The sequence below is a fragment of the Candidatus Symbiopectobacterium sp. NZEC127 genome, from assembly GCF_025962675.1.
In the GTDB taxonomy this organism is placed as follows: Bacteria; Pseudomonadota; Gammaproteobacteria; order Enterobacterales; family Enterobacteriaceae; genus Symbiopectobacterium.
On sequence record NZ_JAGFPG010000001.1, the window covers coordinates 1,482,363 to 1,503,242 of the forward strand.

The following is a 20,880-nucleotide window of genomic DNA, read 5'->3' on the forward strand; positions in this document are numbered from 1 at the left end:
TTCTGACAGACCGGACAGGGCCGCAGGCAGGGACACCGCCCTGCCCGCCTGACACACAGCGAGATGCCGAACACGACGACTACCGGTTCGGTATCGTTAAAAGATCAATAGAGGCGTTGCCAGGAGAGATATTGGTCATATTTACGCAACGCACTGCGATACAGCATGTGCTCTTTCTCGGGTAAATATTCACCAAGTCGTTGTTGCACACCGGCGGGTGAAAACGTCTCTGCCGGATGATTCTTCGCCAGCAGGATGTCATCCAACCGCCGCAGCCGGATAACATATTCGCGCATGGTGCTATGGCGGACATCCGTTTGGTCGATCAGATATTGGGTAAAATCTTTGATCTTGAAATAACTGGTGTGTGTGTTACAAAAAACTTCGCTGCAAAAACGACACACCGGAATAAGTTCATCTTGTAGCGACAGCCATACATCCTCTTCAATCAAGCGATCGAAATCACCCAAACTTTTTTTATTAATAAGCTGGTTGCGAAACACCAGCGATACGCGATCGAGGGGTTTTCTGCAATTTGAGCAATGGGTTTGCTTGTGTTTGAAGTCTTTCAGATAGCGGCTAAGAAGCTGCTTTTTTCGCGGTGAAGATAACATGAATCCATTCCATGAGAGTGGATATCACGGTTACACAGCCGAACACGCCGCAGCGACATGATGTGCCCATGACGCGGTGAGACATGCTCGAGCGTAAAGCCTGATATCCTTTGATAACACTATTCCTGCACGCAGTGGTTACTGTTCCTGCATAAGCTTCGCGCGCAGTCGCTTTATCGCCTGGCTATGCAACTGGCTGACACGAGATTCACCGACATCAAGAACCGCCCCAATTTCTTTCAGGTTGAGTTCTTCCTGGTAATAGAGCGTCAAAACCAATTTCTCACGCTCGGGTAAATTCTCGATAGCGTCCATCACGCGATGGCGTAAACTGCCTTCCATCAGCTGATGTAGCGGATTCGCTTCTTCGTTGCCTTCCAGAAGCGCTTCAGCGCTGTCGCCGTGTTCTTCACGCCACTCATCGTAAGAAAACAGCTGGCTATTATTGGTATCCAGCAATATCTGACGATAATCTTCCAGCGTGATGCTCAACGACTGCGCCACTTCTTGCTCCGTGGGCGCACGGCCAAGTTGTTGTTCCGCCTGTTGCATCGCCTGTGCCACTTCCCGCGCATTACGCCGCACACTGCGCGGCACCCAATCCCGGCTGCGCAACTCATCCAACATCGCGCCTCGGATGCGCTGCACGGCATAGGTGGTAAAGGCGGTTCCCTGCAAAGAGTCGAAGCGTTCAACGGCACTCAGCAGGCCAATGCCTCCTGCTTGCAGCAGATCGTCCAGCTCGACGCTCGCGGGAAGGCGAACCTGTAAACGCAAGGCTTCATGGCGCACTAAAGGAACATAGCGCTGCCAGAGGGAATTTTTATCCATTGTGCCTTCGGCGGTATACAGATCGCTCACAGTGACAAATACCTACGATGATAATGTTATCGACACTATTATGCGTTTGCGTAGAGTGTCCAATGCTGCGAATAGGGGTGTAAAAGGGGGGCTATTTGGGGTATGTGATGGCGATAGATTTATCTACCCACCATCACACGCCATCATTTTCATGCATGATTGTCGTAGCAACCGCGTTATAACAATGCTCAATGACGCTTGATGGCTTCGAAGACCATATACATGAAAAAGGCTATTCGCGTAGCAGAAGCGCGATTACGCTGATTTTTTCTCTCTGTCACGGATCCATCTATTTCGCTTTTCTTTTAATTTGGCGAGCATAGCCAAACTTTTTCCTTCATCAGCAGTGAGATCGGCAAGATAAAAATCTTTTGTTTCCTGTAACCAGGCAAACAGATCCGGGGTGTCCCACCAGGCCAAATCAATCAATGCTTCACGAATTTTTTCAGAAAACCGAAAACGGATCAGTTTGGCCGGGCTACCCGCATAAATGCCATAGGGCTCTGATCTGAAATTAGGGGGCAGTAGCGCTCTTGCACCAATCACACAGCCATTTTCAATGATTCCGCCGCCCAACATCATGACTTCGTCACCGATCCAAACGTCATTTTTTATGATGGAGTCTGAATACTGTGGCGGAGATGTATTGGTCAAACCACCGCCAAACACGGAAAACATTGACGTAGATATAGTGGTCATATCATGTTGACCGTTCAGTAAAAATTTAAGCCGCAGCCCGCCAGCGACAAAACGTCCAACGCGCAAGCTTTGAATACCTGCGTCATATTTTACGATCGACCCAACCCCGAAACCCGACGCTTTACTGATATAGAATGTTCCAGTATCCGACTCTTCCCCTAACCAGTCCTGGAAGAAGCCATGTGGTATAGAACTATGAAAACCATCTTGGTAGCAAATGATTTTAAACTGTTTTGCCCAAGGGTGGGTTTCATCGAACCCCGTACAATCGTCATCCGTTGTAATTTGCATAGAAATCTCAAAACATAAAATCAGTTATTCAAAGTGACACAGATACTGTGCGCGAAAGGGTGTAAATCAGGTCATAACCATCCCAATGCAGATTGAAGTCCATGGTTTTACCCACAGCGACCACTCTATCAATGCCAGCAGGACGATAATCGCGTAAAAACGCGTCGATATTTTCTTTCTCCACGCCGAGAACGGAGAGTGTTTGGCAGCGCTCATCACATACCGGGAGAATTTCAGCAATATCCTGAGCCAGATACTCAAGGAAGTATCCGCCGACCTCGGTAAACCCCATGGTGGAGTCATCAAGAGCAGCAATTTGTACCCGGTAGACCAGATTATTACTGTCAGAAGCCTTCTTTACCCCTGCTTTGGTGGCACTCAGTACACAGAACTGCCCCAGCTTTTTGATGGCAACCGCTTCCTGCAACTGATACTTCTCCTGCGATAATTGCTCAAATTCGCTCCAGAATGCAGCGCGCGCGCGCGTTGTCACCGAATCCTCACCGAGCCACACCACCAGCCGGGGTGAGGTACACGCGTTCTGATCGGTCAGGAAGGTATCATTATAAAAACGATCGGCTATCGCACGTTTATCCGACATTGTCAGGTAATTTGCCGCATCAATCAGGGCAAACGAATATCGATTGGCAAACGCGATATCTATCCCCCGCGCGCCAAGGGGGGACTGCCGCAGTGCGCCGATGGTGTCATCGCCGCCCCAAATGAGTCGGCTCTGGCAGTAGGCTGACAGGGTGTCATTGATCGATTTGTTGCGATCGTAACGAATCAGACACAGGAATGGCGCCATAGCCGGCCATTCACGCAATGTATCGCTGAGCGCCTCGCATATTATGGAGACCTGCATGAAATCGCGCGAAGGCACCCTGACGATATTGGCATTGCCGCTCAGAAGCCCCACGACCAGTGAATAGGCAAAGTTAACGGCAACGTTAGACGGTGCGATATGGAATGCAATGCCGCGTCCTCGGCGTGATGACAGGTCCGGATAAGTCTGGCGCATCTGCAATACAGAACTTTTTCGACACCAAAATGCAAAACTGATCACATCAGGAAAAGGTTTCGCTGATGGTTGACGCATCAGGCGCTTCGACAGCGCATCAAGAAAATCGATGACCAGAGCATCAAACGGAGGCAATGCACGCTGCTCGACCATTTGTTCAAGCACACTGCGGTCGCCAACCAGGAAGGATATATTGTCAAAATTGTGCGGCATAGGTATCACTGCATCCTCGCAATTCGGCATTTTTTACGCGTCCAAGGATCTTGAAGTATTTTCCTTTCCTGCCACAAACGCAGTCATCCTCACCTAAAATCACCCCTTGATCTTCCGTCAAGAGTGAATGGCCCGGATAGGATTCAGGAAGGAGGGACAACACCTGGATGATGCCGGGTTGCCCGTGCTGGCATACAGAAAAATCATGATGATCGCGGATGATAATATCGGAGAAGATACTGGCATGCAGATGCCCTGCTTCACACTGCATATAGATACACCCCGTTTGTTCCACCATTCCGTAGTAATCGTGAACGCGTGGAATACCGCATACACCATGCAGCGCAGCAGAAAAATCCGCAGGCGACACGGCTTCAGATTGCAGTTTTTTCCAGCCGCCGCCATGAATCAATATGCCCGCAGACAGATCCAGTTTCTCGTCCAAGGCCAAAAGCGATTTGTAGAAATGCTGCCAGACCATAAACGTGAAACCAAACAGCAACACGGAACGCCCTTGGTGTTTCGCCAAAAACGCGCGCACCGCATCCAGATTGAGCGTCATATCATCATTCAAGGCGTAGGTTTTGTCTGCACCGAAGATGGAGAACCCCAAGATGCCGGCACCGCGCGCAGAAAACAGACGGCGATCTTTCATGACTGAGGGCGAATCGATAATCAGTAAAGGCATACGCGAAGTGCCAAGGAAATCATTAACGATTTTTACCAAGGTCTTTTGCTGGCCGGTCGCCGTTGCTTTGTCTAAGTAAATTTTTGATACGGCCTGCCCGGTGGTCCCCGAAGATGTCATGGTTTTCACCACCTGCTCCGGTTCAACGCTCAGTAAATCGATATTTTTAAACAATGAAACGGGCAACAACGGAATATCTTCAATCGCATTCAAGGAATCAATATCGGTGCCCTGCGCGTCGAGGATGCGGCGATAGGCGGCACAGTGCTCATAATGGTGTAACGTCAGCCCGCGTAAGCGCTCCATCATCAGCGCCCGTTTTTCATCGCGCGCCAATGAATAAGGCAGGTGCGTTAGGATCTCATCAAATGGCGTCATAATGTGCATCCAATTGGCTATAGAGGATCTTTCCGGCATTGTTTTTTGGCAAGACCGTCAGCACTTTCACGCGTATCGCGACATGATTTAACTGCGTCTTTTGCACAACCAGCTGTTTAACTGCCTCACTCGATTTATCATCTGTGATAAACAGATACAGCCGATCATCCGTTCCCCCGCACGCACACTCAAGTTCAGGGAAGGCCCCTCGGATTATGCCTTCCACTTCATCGAGCCCAATACGGTTACCAAACATTTTCAAAAAGCGTTTTTTACGGCCGACAACATAGTAATAACCGTCATCATCGCGGCGGACCATATCGCCAGTGACCAAACGGCCGTTTCTTTCATCGCCTTTTTGCAAATCGTCACCGCATTGCGCATAGCCTAGCGTTACATTGTCGCCAAAGTAGACCAATTCGCCTACACGATCGCTGCCCTCGATCGTATTGCCTTCTTCATCAATGATACTAAAGCGCCCGCCCGGAATCGGTTTGCCCATACTGCCGCACTTTTCCAGCGCCTTATCGGCGGGTAAATAGCCCATGCGCGACGTTGCCTCTGCCGCCCCGTACATCACAATAAACGCTCTGCCGCTCTCCTGCGCATAGCGGGCAAATTCGAGATGTAAATCGGGGTGAAGCTTACCTCCCGCCTGAGTCAAGGTTTTGAGTGACGGAAGTTTCATCGTCATGAAGCGCAATTTTTTCAGCATTTCATAGGTGTAAGGCACTCCGGCGATCGAACTGGCTTCATAGTCCTTGATAAAAGCCCAAAACTCTCTTTGCATGATGCCACGGGTTGTCAGCAATATCGTAGCGCCGCGCAGTAAATGGCTGTTGATGATCGACAGCCCGTATACGTAGTTCATGGGCAAATTCAACACCGGACGTTCACCGCTGTCGATCGCCAGATAGTCTGCAATACTGGTCGCATTACTCAGCAAATTAAGGCGGCTTTGCCGCACCAGACGCGGACTCCCCGTTGAGCCCGACGTAGACATCAGCAGCGCCAGGCTCTCATGCATCGGGTAACCATCGAGCCCCGTGGACACCAGTTCATAGTTTGCCACGGTAAAAAGCGCATCATGACAGGGTCCACTCTCGCCGAATGGCCGCCACAGATAACCCGGGCGATAGGTCGCGATAAGTTGATCACACAGTGCAGGATCGAGATCTTTATCCAGCATCAAGGGGACAATGTCATGCGTCAAAAAACTCACATAGCCAATCAGCGACCCCAAGGTATTTTCGCAAAAAGAAAACACCAACGACCTCGCAGGAAGACAGTTGGCCAACAGGGTTCCTTGAGAACATAACTCTCCGTAACTCAGTTGGCATCCTTGTTCATCGATTGCAGCTATCGCAGCCGGATTGCACTTACACAGGTCAAGAAACACAGCGATACTCATCCATTATATTTTTGAATAGACTCAGCGATACCCTCTGCGGTCAATCCACATTGGGCCAGCAGATAAGCGTAATCACCCGCGTCTGGATACCCTTGAGGTATTCCCAATATCATCTGCGGCGGTCGTTGTCGCTTCGCGGCTAAATGTTCAGCAACCGCACTGCCCAATCCGCCGATAACACTATGTTCTTCCACTGTCACAATCAGCTTCTTGCCCATTTGGCGATCGAGCATCTCTGTGTCCAATGGCTTAATGGTGTGCATATCGATAACCGTGGCGTCAATCCCGCGAGCGGCCAACAGTTCCGCCGCTTTCAACGCGAAGTGCACCATGGTACCCGTGGCCACAATACTGATATCTGCCCCTTCGCGTAGGCTGATAGCCTGCCCAATCGTCAATTCATAATCATCTTTATAAACGGTGGGGGCGCGCATATTACCGGTAAGACGCAAATAAACCGGGCCATTATGATTGAGTGCGGCTTCGGTCATTTTAACGGTTTCGGTACAATCAGCAGGGGAAAGAATAGTAATATTCGAAATGGAGCGAATAGCGGCAATATCTTCAATGCCATGGTGCGTTGCGCCGAACATGCCGGTCGCCAGGCCGCAGGCTAGACCAACCAACTTCACATTCTCATTCATATATCCCAGATTATGACGCACCTGCTCCCCAGCGCGCATAGTCAGGAAGTTGGCAAACGACGTAACAAAAGGAACATATCCCCCCGCGGCCAATCCCGCAGCCATACCCACCATGTTTTGTTCCGCGATGCCAGCGTTAAAAAAACGCTCTGGGTATGTTGTATTAAAACGATCCAAGCCGGAAGACTTGCCCAAGTCAGCGGACAGAGCAACGAGGTTGTCATGTTGCTGTGCCAATTCAAGCAAGGTTACGCCAAAAGTACCCCGAGAACCGAGCATGGACCATGAGCGAATAGAGGTAGGTTTAATGACTAACACGATATTTCTCCCTCCAACTCTGCCATCGCAGCAAGGTACTGCTGCTCTGAAAGTCTATTCCGGTGATATTCTTTATTGTTTTCCATAAAGGAAACGCCTTTTCCTTTAACTGTGTGTGCCACAATCGCTTTCGGTTTTCCATTATGGGGGGCATCTAAAGCACCGAGCAGTGCATTCAGGTCGTTGCCATCACATTCAACCACTTCCCAGCCGCACGCCGCCCACAGAGCGGGAAGATTCAGATTTATAATGTCCTGAGTAAAACCATCCGATTGCAGCCCATTGCAGTCGACAATCACGGTCAAAGAATCCAGTCGCTGATGGGCTGCGAAGAAAGCACCTTCCCAAATAGCACCTTCGTTACATTCACCATCACCAACCAGAATATAAGTCTGCCAGGGCTGTTTTTTCAAACGACGACTGAGCGTGAGGCCGATACCAAAAGATAATCCCTGGGCCAGGCTGCCACTGGAAAAATCAATACCTAATTCCGGATATCGTGTCGGATGAACTTGCAGAGGAGAGCCGTTGATCTCGAAAGAGTCGAGAGTTTCACGACTGATAATACCAAACTCACACAGTGCCGCGTACAGCCCTAATGCACCATGCCCTTTGCTTAAGATAAACGTATCTCGATTAGCATTGGTAATATCATGCGGCTCATAGCGTAACTTAGCGCCATACAGTGCCGTCAAAATATCAACAAGTGACAATGCCGGTGAAATGTGTACACCATCACTCGGTGCGTGAAATGCCACCCGTAATATATTTTTACGAATATCACGTGCAGCCACGAGCAGTGATTGCATGTTTCTGCTCATTTTAATCCTCCATCAACACGGATAACTTGGCCGGTAATATAACTTGATAACTCTGACGCCAGGAAAACGGCTGTATCAGCAATTTCTGACGGTAATCCTGCGCGGCGTAAATCCACCGTATTCTTAGTTTCCTCCAGAATATGGGCCGGCAAGGTATCCAGCATATCAGTATCAGTAATCCCCGGTGCGATACAGTTAGCTCTGATGCCGATTTCACCCAATTCAGCCGCAATGGATTTCGTCATTGCAATTACTGCGGCCTTGGAAGCGCCATAAGCTGATTTGCCCGGATTGCCATCTTCTCCAGCAGTGGAGGAAATATTAATGATGCTACCGTGCTTCTGACGTGTCATAAATTTGGCAATATATTGCGTAAACAGGAAAACAGAAAAGAAATTGACCTCAAACTGTTTTCTCAACACCTCGTCGCTCGTCATCTGAAACAGTGCATTCACCGTAATGCCTGCATTATTAACAACGGCATCAATAGGGCGTTTATCCGCCATTATACGCTTAATAGCCAGTTTCATGGCTGCGTAATCCGTCATATCAAAACAAAGCGGCCAGATCTCAACCTGATGTTCTTTTGCAACAGCCTGCAACTCGGCCAGCCACGTGGCGTCTTCTTGCCGCGCATGGGCGTAAATGTTTGCCCCGTTGGCAGCAAAAGCAGCAACCATTGAACGCCCCATCCCGCGCCGAGTTCCAGTAATCAGCACATTCTTTCCTTGCAATAACATAGGAGATCCTTATGTTTAACCGATACCGCCGTCAATACGCACCACCTGCCCTGTAATATAGCTGGATGCGTCAGACGCCAAATAAAGAATCGCATTGGCAACCTCTTCGGGTAAACCAAGACGCTTCAACTCGCAACGTGCCATCTGACGACGTAGCACTTCCTGCGGCAAGTTCGCGGTCATTGCAGTTTGTATCACTCCAGGTGCCACTGCATTAACACGAATGCCCTTGGGGGCCAGCTCAGCAGAAAGTGTTTTAGTTGCTGCAATAAGCGCTGCTTTAGACGCCGCATAAGAAAGCTGTCCAGGGTTGCCATCCAAAGCAGAAATACTGGCAACGTTGATGACACTTCCCTTTTTCTGTCGCAACATCATTTTTGTAATGTATTGGGTAAAAAACATTTGCGAAAAAAAATTAATTGAAAATGTTTTTTTCATTTGTTCCATCGTGACCATATGGAAAAGGGCATCTAGCGTGACACCAGCAACATTGACTAATACATCAATGTTTTTTTTGTCTTTCAGGATAACGCTAACCCCATGTTTTATCGCTGTTTCATCCAGAAAATCAAAATAGACGGGAATAATACTCACGCCATATTTCTCAGACAAATCAATAGTATACTTATCAAAATCAGCATCTTCATTTTGACAGCAGGCGTATACATTTGCCCCTTCACGGGCAAATGCTTCTAACGTGGCACGTCCTATGCCCTGCAAGCATCCGGTGATCACCGCATTCTTTCCAGGCAGCAACATGAATGACTCCTTATAGCTCCACGTCATATTTTGTTAAAATTTCTTTACCCTTGGCATAGGAAGAGAAATCAATAATATCTTCAGTATCCATCATGATATCAAAAGCTTCTTCCAATGACGCGATCATGGTCATATGCCCGACGGAGTCCCAAGAAGGAGTATCCTGATATTTATAATCTGGCAGCATATCCGCTGTAATTTCAAAAACCTCAATAAAAACGTTGTTGTATTTTTCTAAATTACTCATTCCAATCACCTCTATAAGATAACAATAAAATCACACAATAGCATAGAGTACCATATCGACGGAAAAATAACGTTGATGGCATCTTAAATAAAATTTGTAATCTGGATTTAACTCATTTAAATAGCTCGGTATTTCAATAAGATCTTCAGGCTTATGGTATAAACTAATCGCCAATTTAGGTTTGTAATCACGAATTGTTTTCGCTGCGCCTTGTAATGCAGCCAACTCAGCGCCTTCAATATCCATCTTGATAAATGTTGCTTCATCGCCCTTTAGCAGAGAATCAATAGAGACAACATCGATAACGTCGGATTTATTATCCAAATCAACTCTTGATAATTCACCTATACCTTGTCGAAAACTGAGTTTTGTATTTACACTCCACGCGCCAGAATTAACAACTTGACAAAAATCAAACTGACTCACAGTACTGACAAGTTGTTTAAAATTACTACTATCCGGTTCCAGCCCATAGATTTTACGTGGATTGATAAATCCTTTTTCCCGGTAATTAGCTAAAAAGGATAATATCGTATCCCCAGTATAAGCGCCGCAATCCACAAACACTTCATTCTCTGAGAAATTAATTATCGAATCTAAAAAATAAATATTTTCAAAGAAAACCCTATTGAAATACTCTGTTTTGCAACTGATCCGCTGGTTGATAAAAGCAATTAATGCGTCTCTTGAAACATCATCCTCAAGCTTGTCAAAAAACCATTGTAATTTATTTTCATTCTCTTTGATAAAGTCATAAGAAACGTTTTCATGATTTAAATTCAAAATATCATAAAAAAATACCACCGCAGAATTCGATGAAATTAATCTAACGTAATCATCATTGTGAGGTTGGAAACCAACAATATAATTATATAACCCCTCATTGGCAGCAACATCCTCGAGCGGAAGCACTTTTTTCCCAAGAAAAAACACTTCCTTGTCAAGGTATTTTTTGTTCACTGACACGATATCGACTTGCACACCATTATCTTTCAAAAACTTGTGCGCAATGGATGCATATTGAGATGTGCCAATCAAGACGACAGGATATCCATTTTTTTTGATTGTTTCGATATCTTCATACATCTCTATCGGACTTGTCTCTGTTATCTTAGACAGCATATTCAAAATGTCTCCTTGGTAAGGGTAATTCAACATAAAGTCAACTATCAGTGAAACACGCCATTGCCTTCATTTCTTCGCATCACTCGAGCAGGATTTCCCAACGCGATCACATCATTTTCGATGTTTTTCATTACGATAGACCCCATGGAAATAATTGTATTATCACCAATAATTGTACCTTCTTTAACAGAGGCACTCATTCCAATAAAGGTACCACTACCAATTTGGCAATTTCCGCCCAACGTAACAAACGTAGAGATAATACTATTTTCACCCACGACCACATCATGTCCCAGGCTAGATGTTGGTTGGAGAAAAACATTGTCACCTAATATTACATCACAGGAAAGAAATGCATTTTTACATAAAACAACACCGTTCCCGATACTCGTACATGCCGTAAGACGGATATCAGGGTGAATTAATGTTGCCAAGGTTAACTCAGCAGATTTTACTTTTTCAGCCAACAACACTCTAATTCTCGGTTCACCAACTGCAATGACAATTTCGATATTCTCAATTTTTTTTGCAGTATCGAAATCCAACACAGGGACGCCCTTAAGCTCGCGCCCTGGATTCACATCATCGATAAAATAAATATCACTCCAGCGTTTCTGATTCTCCTCGATAATCTGAGCCAGAACCAACACTTCACGCCCCAAACCGCCTGCGCCATAAATACCCAGTTTCATCGTGCTGTCCTCCCTATCTTTTTTCTTAAACTGCACGAGGCGTGCTAGCCTGCTGCAAAATGACTGAAATCACCCGATCTTGCTCTTCAAGCTGTAACTCGGCATGAATCGGCAGACACAGCACAGCATCAGCAACAGAACGAGCGATAGGCAAATTATCATCTTTAGCACTATCAAGCCCACGATACATTGGGAATGAACTGATTAAAGGGTAAAAATAGCGGCGCGCGAAAATCCCCTCCTCTTTCAATAAAGAATAAAGTTCATCGCGGGTGCAAGGGAAGTTTTCATCAATAAAGACAGGGCAGTAAGCCTGGTTCCAATCAATATCCTGAGGAACCTGAGCCAATCTGAGTCCGGGTATATTTTTCAGCGCGTTATGATAACGCTGGTAAATTACCCGCCTGTTTGCCAGTGCCTGATCAATATGAGAGAGTTGCAACACACCAAATGCCGCTTGCACTTCGTTCATCTTGCCGTTGATACCTGGGGCCATCACGGTCACTTCGTCAGCGAAACCAAAATTTTTCAGAGAATCAATGCGCTTTTTAGTTTTCGCGTCAGGGCAAATGATTGCCCCACCCTCAATGGTATTGAATACTTTGGTAGCATGAAAACTCAGGATAGACAGATCACCATGGTTTAAAATACTGGCCCCATTTTGCTTCACACCGAATGCATGCGCAGCATCATAGATCACTTTTAACCCATAGGTATCCGCAATCTGCTGAATACGCTCAACGTTTGCAGGTATTCCATAGCAGTGTACTGGCAGGATAGCCGACGTTTCTGGCGTAATGGCTTGTTCAATCTTTTCCGGATCCAGATTGCATGTGACAGGATCGATATCTACAAATACCGGTTTTAAACCATTCCACAAAAGCGAGTGCGACGTAGCAACAAAGGAATAAGGTGTGGTGATCACCTCACCTGAAATACGCAAAGCCTGCATGGCCGTGAGCAACGCCAGAGTGCCATTGGAGAACAGGCTCAGGTAGTCAACGCCCAAATATTCAGCAAGTTGTTTTTCAAGTTGCTGGTGGAACGGGCCGTTATTAGTCAACCATTTGTTGTCCCATATCTGTTCAAGATAGGGAATGAACTCGGTTAATGGCGGAAGAAGCGGGCTGGTAACGTAAATATCTTTCATCATCGGTTCTCGGTAATATTACGGGTGCAACCACACGCGAGGTATTCATTTTACCTAATCATATAGAACTACCGTTGTACATGCCAAGCCAAAGGCTACCGGTACAACGTGAATACCACGTTCAGGCCCACACAGTTGTGTATCAGCAAGGCAGCACTGTAGGCTGCCTAATGTGCCGACTGAAAATGTTTAGACAACATCAATAACCAAACGTACGGCTTTGAGCTGGCGTATTTTCGCAATAGTCTTGCCACACTGCACGCAACATTTCCTCAAAATGGGTTGCTGGCGTAATGCCGTCAGGCTTGGGTCGTTCAAATTTGGAACGCATTTCTTGTCGGTATTGGTTAAGTTCATCAAGGCGGGTAGACCATGCGACAGCCTTGGTGACATAATCCGCTTTTGAGGTGGCAACAAAACCATTCAACCCCAGCCATTGCAAAGCCGCAACGCCTTGTTGTGTTGGAAGGGTTTCCCCTGAGATCGTCAAGGTCGGTACGCCCATCCACAGCGCATGGTTAGTGGTTGTTCCACCAGTGTAGGGATAGGTATCCAGAAGCAGATCGATTTCATGGTGCGCAGCCAGATATTCGTGCATTCCCATTTTTTCAAGGAAAAGTAACTGTTTGGGTTCCACTCCCAACGCTTCAAGCTTGGCACGGATAATATCAATATTTTTCTGCCCAGCTAACGCACCAATGATAATTCTGCTATTGGGTACCGCTTTCAATACTGCCGCCCAGGCCTCAAATATATAGTCATTCAATTTCTGCATGCGGTTCATACTGCCAAAAGTGAACTGGCCACGTTTAATCGCCGGTAACTCATTCACATCAGGACTATTTTCGGTCGGTTTGAACTGTTGAGTACTGCGCACATAGAGCGTCTTTTCGGTAAACTGTCGATCAAAACTCTCAGGAAGCGGTTGCAAATTCAAGATAAGGAAATAATCCATCGCCCGCATGCCGGTGGTGCCCGGATAACCAATCCAGCTGATCTGAATCGGCGCGGGTTTAAACGCAAACATCGGTAAGCGGTTAAAGCCTGTATGACCTGAGAGGTCGAATAAAATATCGATTTGTTCCTGGTTGATCAACGCAGCCAGTTCCACATCGCTCTTGTCATAAACGGCATGCCACCCTTGCGTCGACTTTTGCAATTTACGGGACATATCGTCGTATTGATGCGACGTTGAAAAAGCATGGATGGAATAAAGATCGGTATTGAGCGATTCCCAAAAAGGACTCAAAAAATTACTGACAGGGTGTCGGCAGAGATCGCCTGAAACAAATCCAATACGCAATTTACGCTCAGGATCACGAAGCCCTGAATACGAAAAGTTACGTTGATACTGTTGCGCTCGCTTCTCAACCATATCACCGAATTCACAGTGTTCGGCGAACAATGCCTCTGGAGAAATTTGCACATCGTGAGACAGACTAAACAAGTAGTTACTATGCAAAATATAATTATCAGGAGCAAGGGTACGCATACGACGAAAGCACTCAACGGCCTCAGCCATGCGCCCTTGATTACTCAGCAGACTGGCTAAGTTACTCAGAATATTGGCATCGTCGTGAGAATACTGTTCCGCTTTACGCAGACAGGCTTCAGCCTGAATTGGGTTATTGCTCTCTTTATATAACGCCCCCAGCAAATTCCAGGTTGCGACATTGCTCGGATCGCAACGTAAAATTTTCCTTGCCAAACGCCCGGCATAGTAGTTTTTATCGGTGTGCCAAAAGACATGCGCTGCATCAAGATACACTGACCAACTGGTCGCATGCAGCGAAAGCGTTTTCATCAAAGCGGCTAATGATTCATCAAAAGCGTTGGTCTTTAGATACGTTTGCGCTAGCAAATGCTGATAATGAAGGTTGTCAGGCATTTTGCCCACCAACGTTTGGGCGGCCTGACGCGCTTCAGAAAAATCATTATTGTCGATAAAATCGATAATACGTTGATAGATCTTTTTGTCTGGCGTCGGTGCTGCCATCACATCCTTGCTACGCTTGCTTTTGCCTTGATGACGCGACGTTTTCTTATATCCACCCACGCTGGTTTCACTGGCATAAATAATCAGTGAACCCAGGTAACGCTCACTGGTAGATGAGAAAACCTGGAGCAATTGCTGAAAATAGTGTTGCCATGCATTTGGATTTCCCCACAGAGCACCTGCCCTACGTAACCGTTCCAGGAACTGATAGCACTCGGCGTGTAGCGGCACGTCTTTCTGCTCTAACAGGAGCTGTAAATACGCTATTTCTGAGGGTTCTACGGCTATTTTTATCTTTTCATGCCAAAAATTAAAACCGGTAATAGCTTGGGCTGCACCGTTCCATTTGTGCCATAAGGTCGCTAACTCCGGTAACAATCTCACTGTCGATGCAGGACAAAGATTATAGCGAGACTCTTGAAGACTATAGTTCAGCTCAGAAATACCCCGGGTATACAGGATTTTCAACGCAGCCAATACATCCTGTCGGTGCTGTTCGTCCTCACCTTGCCGTTCAGGAGCACGCGTATTAAACACCAGTTGTTCGAAGCTGACGCTATGCGGCCAAGCATCACATATCACGTCCATCAGGTGCAAGGTCAGATCGTGGTTTACGCCAATCGTCACCCCTTGTCCTGAAAGGTAAGTGTTAGTCACTGTCCCCGTATCCGTAACCACACGCTCAAAGTTGCCGCCCCAATGAAAATCCTTTAAGCGGCTCAACGCTGGCTCAGGAAGAATCTCATTCGCCCGACTGTCTGGCACTAGCAGGCTGAAACGCTCGCTACGCCCCACGGCAAAATCGAGATATTGTTGTCGCAGTATCTTGTTGTGCCCAGGAGAAACCGTGTCGGTTAATTTTGCTACTTCGCCACCATAATGTTCAGCCAATTCTCTCTGTGGCAGGACATCACCAACAAAAGTTAAACCGTTCTGAGCGGCCATCGCATGAAAGTCAACCAGATAGCAAGGTTCATTGATTCCCTCCAAATAGCGAAGAGAGAGCATCAGGTCAGTCTGTGTTTCCGCCTGCTCGATTAAGGGATGCAGTGCCCCCTTGAGCGGATTCCGATCTGCGCTGCCGAGGGATAAATACGTTAACATCGCTCGGGCGCTCGCCACTTTTTCGTCCTGACTTTGCGCCTGGCTACCATGAAGCTGAAAGGCATCGCGCAGCACTTCCGCCGCTTTCCATCCTGGATAAGCGTTCCATGCCATTGCGATAACGCCACGCTCACTCAAATGACGTTTTGCCCACTCCAACAACGCGCTGCGAATACTCTCATTTACTGCGCTGAAAGGGCCATGAATGATCACATAATCAAACATACCCAATTCACTGCTGAGTAACTCATCAAGGCTGGCGGTAGCGAGCTGCACATTCGTCAGGCCTAATGACTGAACCAACTGATTTCCAGAAGAAACAGCGGCGTCATCAAGATCGACACCAATCGCACTGCCCTGCGGATAAGCCGCAGCAAAAGACAGTAAGTTACCTCCGGTGCCGCATCCCAGCTCTAACACCCGAGCCGTTTCCACTCTTGGACTGAAAATACCATACAGGTGTGAAGCGGCCCGAATATGACTCGCAGACACCTCAGGGTTAATCATCTGAAAAGGATCATCTTCGCTGGGCGTATTTTTCGCGTTAATAGTGTGAGGTGCATCGACAGTGCGGGTATCTAACGTGGCCAAAACAAAAATCCTTTACCAAGAGTAAATAATTTATCCTAGTTTATTCTTCCCATCACGCTTGCAATCTCCTGAACACCGCACAGAAGCGGGCTTAATTCAGGGCTGAGTATTACTCGTGATGGGAAATAGGAGCAGTGCACGGGTAGAGAGCAGGCGGGTTAACGGTACGCAACGCACAAAAAAAAGCCAACCTTACGGTTGGCTTTATATGTCCAATCACCCAAAGGCGATTAGCGATAATTTGACCATTAACGCAGCAGGGACAGAACGGTCTGCGGAACCTGGTTTGCCTGTGCCAATACAGAAGTACCAGCCTGTTGCAGGATTTGGTTCTTGCTCATGTTGGACACTTCGGTCGCCACATCAGCATCCTCAATACGGCTACGTGCAGACGTCAGGTTGGTGATGGTGTTGTTCAGGTTAGCAACGGTAGATTCAAAACGGTTCTGAATCGCACCCAGGGAGCTACGCTGAGTATCAACTGCTTTCAGTGCAGCATCAACGTCAGCCAGCACGGTGCTGGACAGAACGTCAAAGCCATCAACGCTAACTTTACGATCGGTAGTCGCGGTAACCTGACCACCAGTTACACCTTGAGTCAAGGATGCAGTATGTTTGTTCCAGCCTTGGTTGGAAGTCAGAGAGATACCGATGGTTTCGCCATCGTTTGCACCAACCTGGATGCTGATGGTGGTATCAGTGTTGGTGTTAGCCAGGATTTTGATGCCGTTGAATTGGCTCTGGTCAGCAACACGGTTGATTTCAGCAACACGTTCGTTGATTTCAGACTGCATGGAGTCGATATCAGAAGCAGAGTAAGTACCGTTTTTCGCCTGGTTAGCCAGTTCACGAACACGCTGCAAGTTGTTGTTGATTTCGTTCAGAGAGCCTTCAGCAGTCTGAGCCAGAGAGATACCGTCGTTAGCGTTACGTGCAGCCTGAGTCATGCCGCGAATGTTAGCGGTGAAACGGTTAGCAATCGCCTGACCAGCAGCGTCGTCTTTTGCGCTGTTGATACGAGAGCCAGAAGACAGACGTTCGATAGCCGTCCCCAGAGCTGACTGAGATTTGTTCAGATTGTTTTGAGCCAACAGCGACAAGCTGTTAGTATTGATGACTGCCATAATTGTATTCCTTTTCCAATTCAGGTCGGGTTAGGGATTGGGCTATCGCCCACGGCTTTTATCACCGTAACCCTTGTATCGGCCTATGCCAAAGAAGCTTTAATTTTTTTTGAAAAATTCTTCAAGCAAACCGTTTTTATTCTTATCCCATGCATTGAAACAACAACAAACCACTTAATATTCAACGAATTAAATAAAACCCACTAAAAAATCCCACTTCGACGATTACAGAACCACCGTTAAATAGCGGGGTTGTCATGCGTGTGGTTAACGACGTGAGAGCCGTTTTCGGACATAATAATGATAACGGTTCGAAAGCAGCAGTCGTCTATTGGCGTAGGTCTTTACGCGTTACCGCGTCGAACGCACGGTGTAGGTATCATAGAGAAAGGCAAATAGCCAATAAGAAGAACGCGCTTGGGATAGTAACAAACAATGCTAAACTTCTTCTTCAAGCCGCCGATAACCACGAAATACTGGTCACAACATTAAGGATTGATCATGGCAAGCATCAGCTTTACGGGTTCAACAAGTGGACTCAGTAGCATTCTCCAGCAATTGACCGAACTTGAGCAGACCCGGATAAACCCGATCAAGACTCAACAAACCTTATATGACAATCGCAGCAAAGCTTTCGATACGCTGAGTGCGGCAGTTACCAAGTTAGATACCGCTAATGATGCGTTAGCTAAAGCGAAGACCATCAACCAAACTACCGTAACCAGCACCAATACGGCCTTTGCGGCCACCACGGCCAACGGTGCGGTATCGGGTTCTTATCAGGTTGAAGTACAAAACCTTGCCACGGCCCACTCCCTGTTGTCAGGCGAATTTGACAGTAATAAAACACAGTTAGGGGCAACAACAGGCGGCACGCGCACGCTGACTATCAGCCAGCCGGGTCAGGAAAAACCGTTGGAAATCAACCTAACCGACGGTCAAACGACGTTGGAAGGCATCCGTGATGCAATCAATAAAGCCAACGGCAACGTCGGTGCCAGCATTATTAAAGCAGATGATGATTCCTATTATTTGGCTATCACCTCCAAATCGACCGGTACCGATGGAAAGATGACCATCAATGTGACCGGTGATGATACCCTCAAGGGAAAAATCGGTTACACCAGCGGCGTTACTGGCAACATGTCTGAGCAAGTTGCTGCTGAGAACTCGGTGATTAAACTGAATGGTTCCGTAACGGTTACACGCCAGAGCAACACCGTTGCCGATGCCATTGACGGTGTCACACTGACGCTGAAAGCGGAAAACACCGCAGGAAAACCAGAAACGCTGTCGATTGATACCGATACGGCGCCGATGGAAGCGGCAGTGAAGAACTGGGTTGATGCCTACAACTCACTGCAAACCACCATTGGTACGTTGACCAAATATACCGTGGCCGAAGTGGGCGCCTCTGCGCAAAATACCAGCAATGGCGTCTTGCTGGGTAACAGTACGGTGCGTGGGATCCAGACTCAATTGAAAATGCAACTCTCGAGTGCTCAGTCGGGAAGCATCGCCAACATGTCGCAATTGGGTGTAAAACAGAACGCATCAACCGGTATGCTGGAAATTGATTCAACCAAGTTGCAGGCTGCACTCAAAGATAACCCTACAGCCGTAGAGGACTTCTTTGTTGGTGATGGAAAAAATACGGGTTTCGCCACGCAAGTTGGCAGTTATCTTGATGGCGTCCTGAATTCCACCGACGGTACGATCAAAATCGCCAAAGACGGGATTGCCTCAACGATAAAAACGCTTAAACAAACGTATGAGCGTACTCAACAAAGCATCGATGACAACATCACACGGCTTAAAGCACAATTTACCCAGTTGGATAAACTGGTGTCGCAAATGAACAGTACCAGTGATTATTTGACCACCCAATTAGCCCAACTGAGCAGCTAAGACAGGTGACCTGAGAGGCCTATTGATGTACAGCAGAACAGGTAGTCAGGCCTACGCGAATGTAGGCCTCGAAAGTAGTGTAATGAGTGCCAGTCCGCATCAACTCATTACGTTGCTTTTTGATGGGGCGCACAGCGCACTAGCGCGAGCAAAAATCCTCATGAATCAGGGAGACATTGCAGGCAAGGGCAATGCGTTATCTAAAGCCATTGACATTATCAACAACGGTCTCAAAGCGGGACTGGACATGGAAAAGGGAGGCGAGTTAGCGGAAAATCTCTCAGCCTTGTATGATTACATGACGCAGCGGTTGACCATCGCTAATTTGCACAATGACGTCCAGGTTATTGACGAAGTGAATACGCTATTGGCAAATATCGCGGATGCCTGGCGACAAATAAACCCTCAGCAACAGGCTGTTAGCAGTGGAGTTGCATGATGACATCGCTACAGCAATTACTTAGTGAGTATCAGCAATTACAGCAACTTAGCCGGAGCATTCTTGCTTTGGCAACGAATGGCTTATGGGATGAGGTGGTGGAACAAGAAATCATCTACATCCAGACGGTAGAACACCTGAGTAAAACGCCAATTCCAGAAAATCTTGATAGCGTTATTCAGTTGCAGTTCCGCAAAATTTTGCGGGAAATTGTTGAAAGTGAAGCTCAAATAAAGGCGTTGCTGCAAAAGCGGATGGATGAGCTCAGTGCTCTGATGCAAACATCATTAAAGCAGCATAGCGTTAACGCTGCCTACGGTGAATTTTCACCGCAAGGGATTATCCCCGGGCATGTAAACCACAACAACGAATAATGCTGTTTGCCACCCGTTTGCTGTGAATTGTTCTGCCCCTCAATGTTAAAAAGGCCCTCGACGCGAGTCATCGCTTGAGGGCCTTTTGCCAGAATCAAGAATACTATTTCCTGACGGTTTACACCGACATACTCATCATTTCCTGATACGCCGCAACCAGTTTATTGCGCACCTGGATACCCATTTGCATATTGATTGAAGATTTCTGCAAATCCACCATCACATCATTCAACGCGACACCCGGCGTACCCAAAGTGAATTTCTGCGCTTGCTCACGCGCGGCTTGCTGCGTGCCACTGATGTTATCCAATGCAGATTTTAGTTCGCTGGCAAAACCGGGCTCGATAGTCGGTTTCACGACAGGCGAATTTCCCGCCTGTAACGCGGTAGCTTGCAATTGCTGCACGACGCTCTCAATACCTTGAACTGACATTATTGCTCACCTTTTTCCGACGGCATCACTACTACATGCTCAAGACGCTACGCGCACGTAAGACACCGTAAACGATCACGCGAGGGCTCACTTCACCCATCGCACAAAAATCACCCGATTAACACAGTGCACTAAGCTACCATATCAGCCTTATCCTAAAAGGCGTAAAAGACGGGGAAAATGCCACGTTATCGGAGCATCGTTTTTACCGTTACGGAAAATAATACTATGCCGACAAA

20 protein-coding genes are annotated in these 20,880 nt (G+C 47.2%); 3 read left to right on the plus strand and 17 right to left on the minus strand.

The features are described 5' to 3' along the window. Positions 1-104: 104 nt before the first annotated feature. From fliZ to J5069_RS06865, 16 genes are all read right to left on the minus strand, one after another. Complete coding sequence (fliZ, locus tag J5069_RS06790; RefSeq protein ID WP_264643115.1) at positions 105-614, minus strand: flagella biosynthesis regulatory protein FliZ; 510 nt, start codon at positions 612-614, stop codon at positions 105-107. Positions 615-752: 138 nt separating this feature from the next. Next, positions 753-1,475: an RNA polymerase sigma factor FliA gene (locus J5069_RS06795; RefSeq protein ID WP_264643116.1), complete on the minus strand. Its 723-nt coding sequence runs from the start codon at positions 1,473-1,475 to the stop codon at positions 753-755. Between the two features lie 255 nt (positions 1,476-1,730). Further along, a complete protein-coding gene (locus J5069_RS06800) occupies positions 1,731-2,465 on the minus strand; it encodes a hypothetical protein (RefSeq protein WP_264643117.1) in 735 nt (244 codons plus the stop codon). A 28-nt stretch (positions 2,466-2,493) separates the two neighbouring features. Then, positions 2,494-3,699, minus strand: coding sequence for an acyl-CoA reductase (locus J5069_RS06805; protein WP_264643118.1), 1,206 nt, complete (start codon positions 3,697-3,699; stop codon positions 2,494-2,496). Then, entirely contained in the window at positions 3,683-4,765 is a 1,083-nt protein-coding gene (locus J5069_RS06810; protein ID WP_264643119.1) for an acyl-protein synthetase, read from the minus strand. Before J5069_RS06810 ends, J5069_RS06805 begins: the two co-directional genes overlap by 17 nt. Then, positions 4,752-6,176 (minus strand): AMP-binding protein, encoded by a 1,425-nt coding sequence (locus J5069_RS06815; RefSeq protein WP_264643120.1) that lies wholly within the window; start codon positions 6,174-6,176, stop codon positions 4,752-4,754. The genes J5069_RS06810 and J5069_RS06815 overlap by 14 nt, the downstream gene beginning before the upstream one ends. Then, on the minus strand, positions 6,173-7,138 hold the full coding sequence (locus tag J5069_RS06820) for a transketolase family protein (RefSeq protein ID WP_264643121.1): 966 nt from the start codon (positions 7,136-7,138) through the stop codon (positions 6,173-6,175). Before J5069_RS06820 ends, J5069_RS06815 begins: the two co-directional genes overlap by 4 nt. Then, positions 7,132-7,947 carry a transketolase gene (locus tag J5069_RS06825; RefSeq protein ID WP_319801661.1) on the minus strand — a complete coding sequence of 272 codons (816 nt, stop codon included), beginning with the start codon at positions 7,945-7,947 and terminating at the stop codon, positions 7,132-7,134. Before J5069_RS06825 ends, J5069_RS06820 begins: the two co-directional genes overlap by 7 nt. 8 nt (positions 7,948-7,955) lie before the next feature. After that, positions 7,956-8,699, minus strand: a complete 744-nt coding sequence (locus J5069_RS06830; RefSeq protein ID WP_264628061.1) for an SDR family NAD(P)-dependent oxidoreductase — start codon at positions 8,697-8,699, stop codon at positions 7,956-7,958. A gap of 15 nt (positions 8,700-8,714) precedes the next feature. After that, entirely contained in the window at positions 8,715-9,458 is a 744-nt protein-coding gene (locus J5069_RS06835; RefSeq protein ID WP_264643123.1) for an SDR family NAD(P)-dependent oxidoreductase, read from the minus strand. Between the two features lie 10 nt (positions 9,459-9,468). Then, a complete protein-coding gene (locus J5069_RS06840; protein ID WP_264643124.1) occupies positions 9,469-9,705 on the minus strand; it encodes an acyl carrier protein in 237 nt (78 codons plus the stop codon). 30 nt (positions 9,706-9,735) lie between these two features. Then, the gene (locus tag J5069_RS06845; RefSeq protein WP_264643754.1) at positions 9,736-10,827 is read right to left on the minus strand and encodes an FkbM family methyltransferase; all 1,092 of its coding nucleotides are present in this window, start codon (positions 10,825-10,827) and stop codon (positions 9,736-9,738) included. Positions 10,828-10,874: 47 nt separating this feature from the next. Then, complete coding sequence (locus J5069_RS06850) at positions 10,875-11,522, minus strand: acetyltransferase (RefSeq protein WP_264643125.1); 648 nt, start codon at positions 11,520-11,522, stop codon at positions 10,875-10,877. 25 nt (positions 11,523-11,547) lie between these two features. Then, the gene (locus J5069_RS06855) at positions 11,548-12,675 is read right to left on the minus strand and encodes a DegT/DnrJ/EryC1/StrS family aminotransferase (RefSeq protein WP_264643126.1); all 1,128 of its coding nucleotides are present in this window, start codon (positions 12,673-12,675) and stop codon (positions 11,548-11,550) included. Positions 12,676-12,871: 196 nt separating this feature from the next. Further along, positions 12,872-16,363: a methyltransferase regulatory domain-containing protein gene (locus J5069_RS06860; protein WP_264643127.1), complete on the minus strand. Its 3,492-nt coding sequence runs from the start codon at positions 16,361-16,363 to the stop codon at positions 12,872-12,874. 248 nt (positions 16,364-16,611) lie between these two features. After that, entirely contained in the window at positions 16,612-17,487 is an 876-nt protein-coding gene (locus J5069_RS06865; RefSeq protein WP_319801662.1) for a flagellin, read from the minus strand. 501 nt (positions 17,488-17,988) lie between these two features. On the opposite strand from J5069_RS06865, the gene fliD reads away from it, so the two are divergent. Genes fliD through fliT form a run of 3 tightly spaced genes read left to right on the plus strand, consistent with a single transcriptional unit; the run spans position 17,989 to position 20,208 of the window. Continuing rightward, positions 17,989-19,395: a flagellar filament capping protein FliD gene (gene fliD, locus J5069_RS06870; protein WP_264643128.1), complete on the plus strand. Its 1,407-nt coding sequence runs from the start codon at positions 17,989-17,991 to the stop codon at positions 19,393-19,395. 25 nt (positions 19,396-19,420) lie between these two features. Beyond that, a complete protein-coding gene (gene fliS, locus J5069_RS06875) occupies positions 19,421-19,834 on the plus strand; it encodes a flagellar export chaperone FliS (protein WP_264628968.1) in 414 nt (137 codons plus the stop codon). After that, entirely contained in the window at positions 19,834-20,208 is a 375-nt protein-coding gene (gene fliT, locus J5069_RS06880; RefSeq protein ID WP_264643756.1) for a flagella biosynthesis regulatory protein FliT, read from the plus strand. Before fliS ends, fliT begins: the two co-directional genes overlap by 1 nt. 118 nt (positions 20,209-20,326) lie before the next feature. Here fliT and fliE read toward each other — a convergent pair whose 3' ends face one another. Continuing rightward, on the minus strand, positions 20,327-20,641 hold the full coding sequence (fliE, locus tag J5069_RS06885; protein WP_264643129.1) for a flagellar hook-basal body complex protein FliE: 315 nt from the start codon (positions 20,639-20,641) through the stop codon (positions 20,327-20,329). Positions 20,642-20,880 lie beyond the last annotated feature (239 nt).

Excerpts from the sequence above, each read along its gene's own strand:
- J5069_RS06840 (WP_264643124.1), bottom strand. The coding sequence starts at position 9,705 with ATGAGTAATTTAGAAAAATACAACAACGTTTTTATTGAGGTTTTTGAA.
- J5069_RS06825 (WP_319801661.1), bottom strand. The coding sequence starts at position 7,947 with ATGCAATCACTGCTCGTGGCTGCACGTGATATTCGTAAAAATATATTA.
- J5069_RS06800 (WP_264643117.1), bottom strand. The coding sequence starts at position 2,465 with ATGCAAATTACAACGGATGACGATTGTACGGGGTTCGATGAAACCCAC.
- fliE (WP_264643129.1), bottom strand. The coding sequence starts at position 20,641 with ATGTCAGTTCAAGGTATTGAGAGCGTCGTGCAGCAATTGCAAGCTACC.
- J5069_RS06865 (WP_319801662.1), bottom strand. The coding sequence starts at position 17,487 with ATGGCAGTCATCAATACTAACAGCTTGTCGCTGTTGGCTCAAAACAAT.
- fliD (WP_264643128.1), top strand. The coding sequence starts at position 17,989 with ATGGCAAGCATCAGCTTTACGGGTTCAACAAGTGGACTCAGTAGCATT.
- J5069_RS06835 (WP_264643123.1), bottom strand. The coding sequence starts at position 9,458 with ATGTTGCTGCCTGGAAAGAATGCGGTGATCACCGGATGCTTGCAGGGC.
- fliS (WP_264628968.1), top strand. The coding sequence starts at position 19,421 with ATGTACAGCAGAACAGGTAGTCAGGCCTACGCGAATGTAGGCCTCGAA.
- J5069_RS06810 (WP_264643119.1), bottom strand. The coding sequence starts at position 4,765 with ATGACGCCATTTGATGAGATCCTAACGCACCTGCCTTATTCATTGGCG.
- J5069_RS06830 (WP_264628061.1), bottom strand. The coding sequence starts at position 8,699 with ATGTTATTGCAAGGAAAGAATGTGCTGATTACTGGAACTCGGCGCGGG.
- J5069_RS06850 (WP_264643125.1), bottom strand. The coding sequence starts at position 11,522 with ATGAAACTGGGTATTTATGGCGCAGGCGGTTTGGGGCGTGAAGTGTTG.
- J5069_RS06845 (WP_264643754.1), bottom strand. The coding sequence starts at position 10,827 with ATGCTGTCTAAGATAACAGAGACAAGTCCGATAGAGATGTATGAAGAT.
- J5069_RS06815 (WP_264643120.1), bottom strand. The coding sequence starts at position 6,176 with ATGAGTATCGCTGTGTTTCTTGACCTGTGTAAGTGCAATCCGGCTGCG.
- J5069_RS06855 (WP_264643126.1), bottom strand. The coding sequence starts at position 12,675 with ATGATGAAAGATATTTACGTTACCAGCCCGCTTCTTCCGCCATTAACC.
- fliZ (WP_264643115.1), bottom strand. The coding sequence starts at position 614 with ATGTTATCTTCACCGCGAAAAAAGCAGCTTCTTAGCCGCTATCTGAAA.
- fliT (WP_264643756.1), top strand. The coding sequence starts at position 19,834 with ATGACATCGCTACAGCAATTACTTAGTGAGTATCAGCAATTACAGCAA.
- J5069_RS06805 (WP_264643118.1), bottom strand. The coding sequence starts at position 3,699 with ATGCCGCACAATTTTGACAATATATCCTTCCTGGTTGGCGACCGCAGT.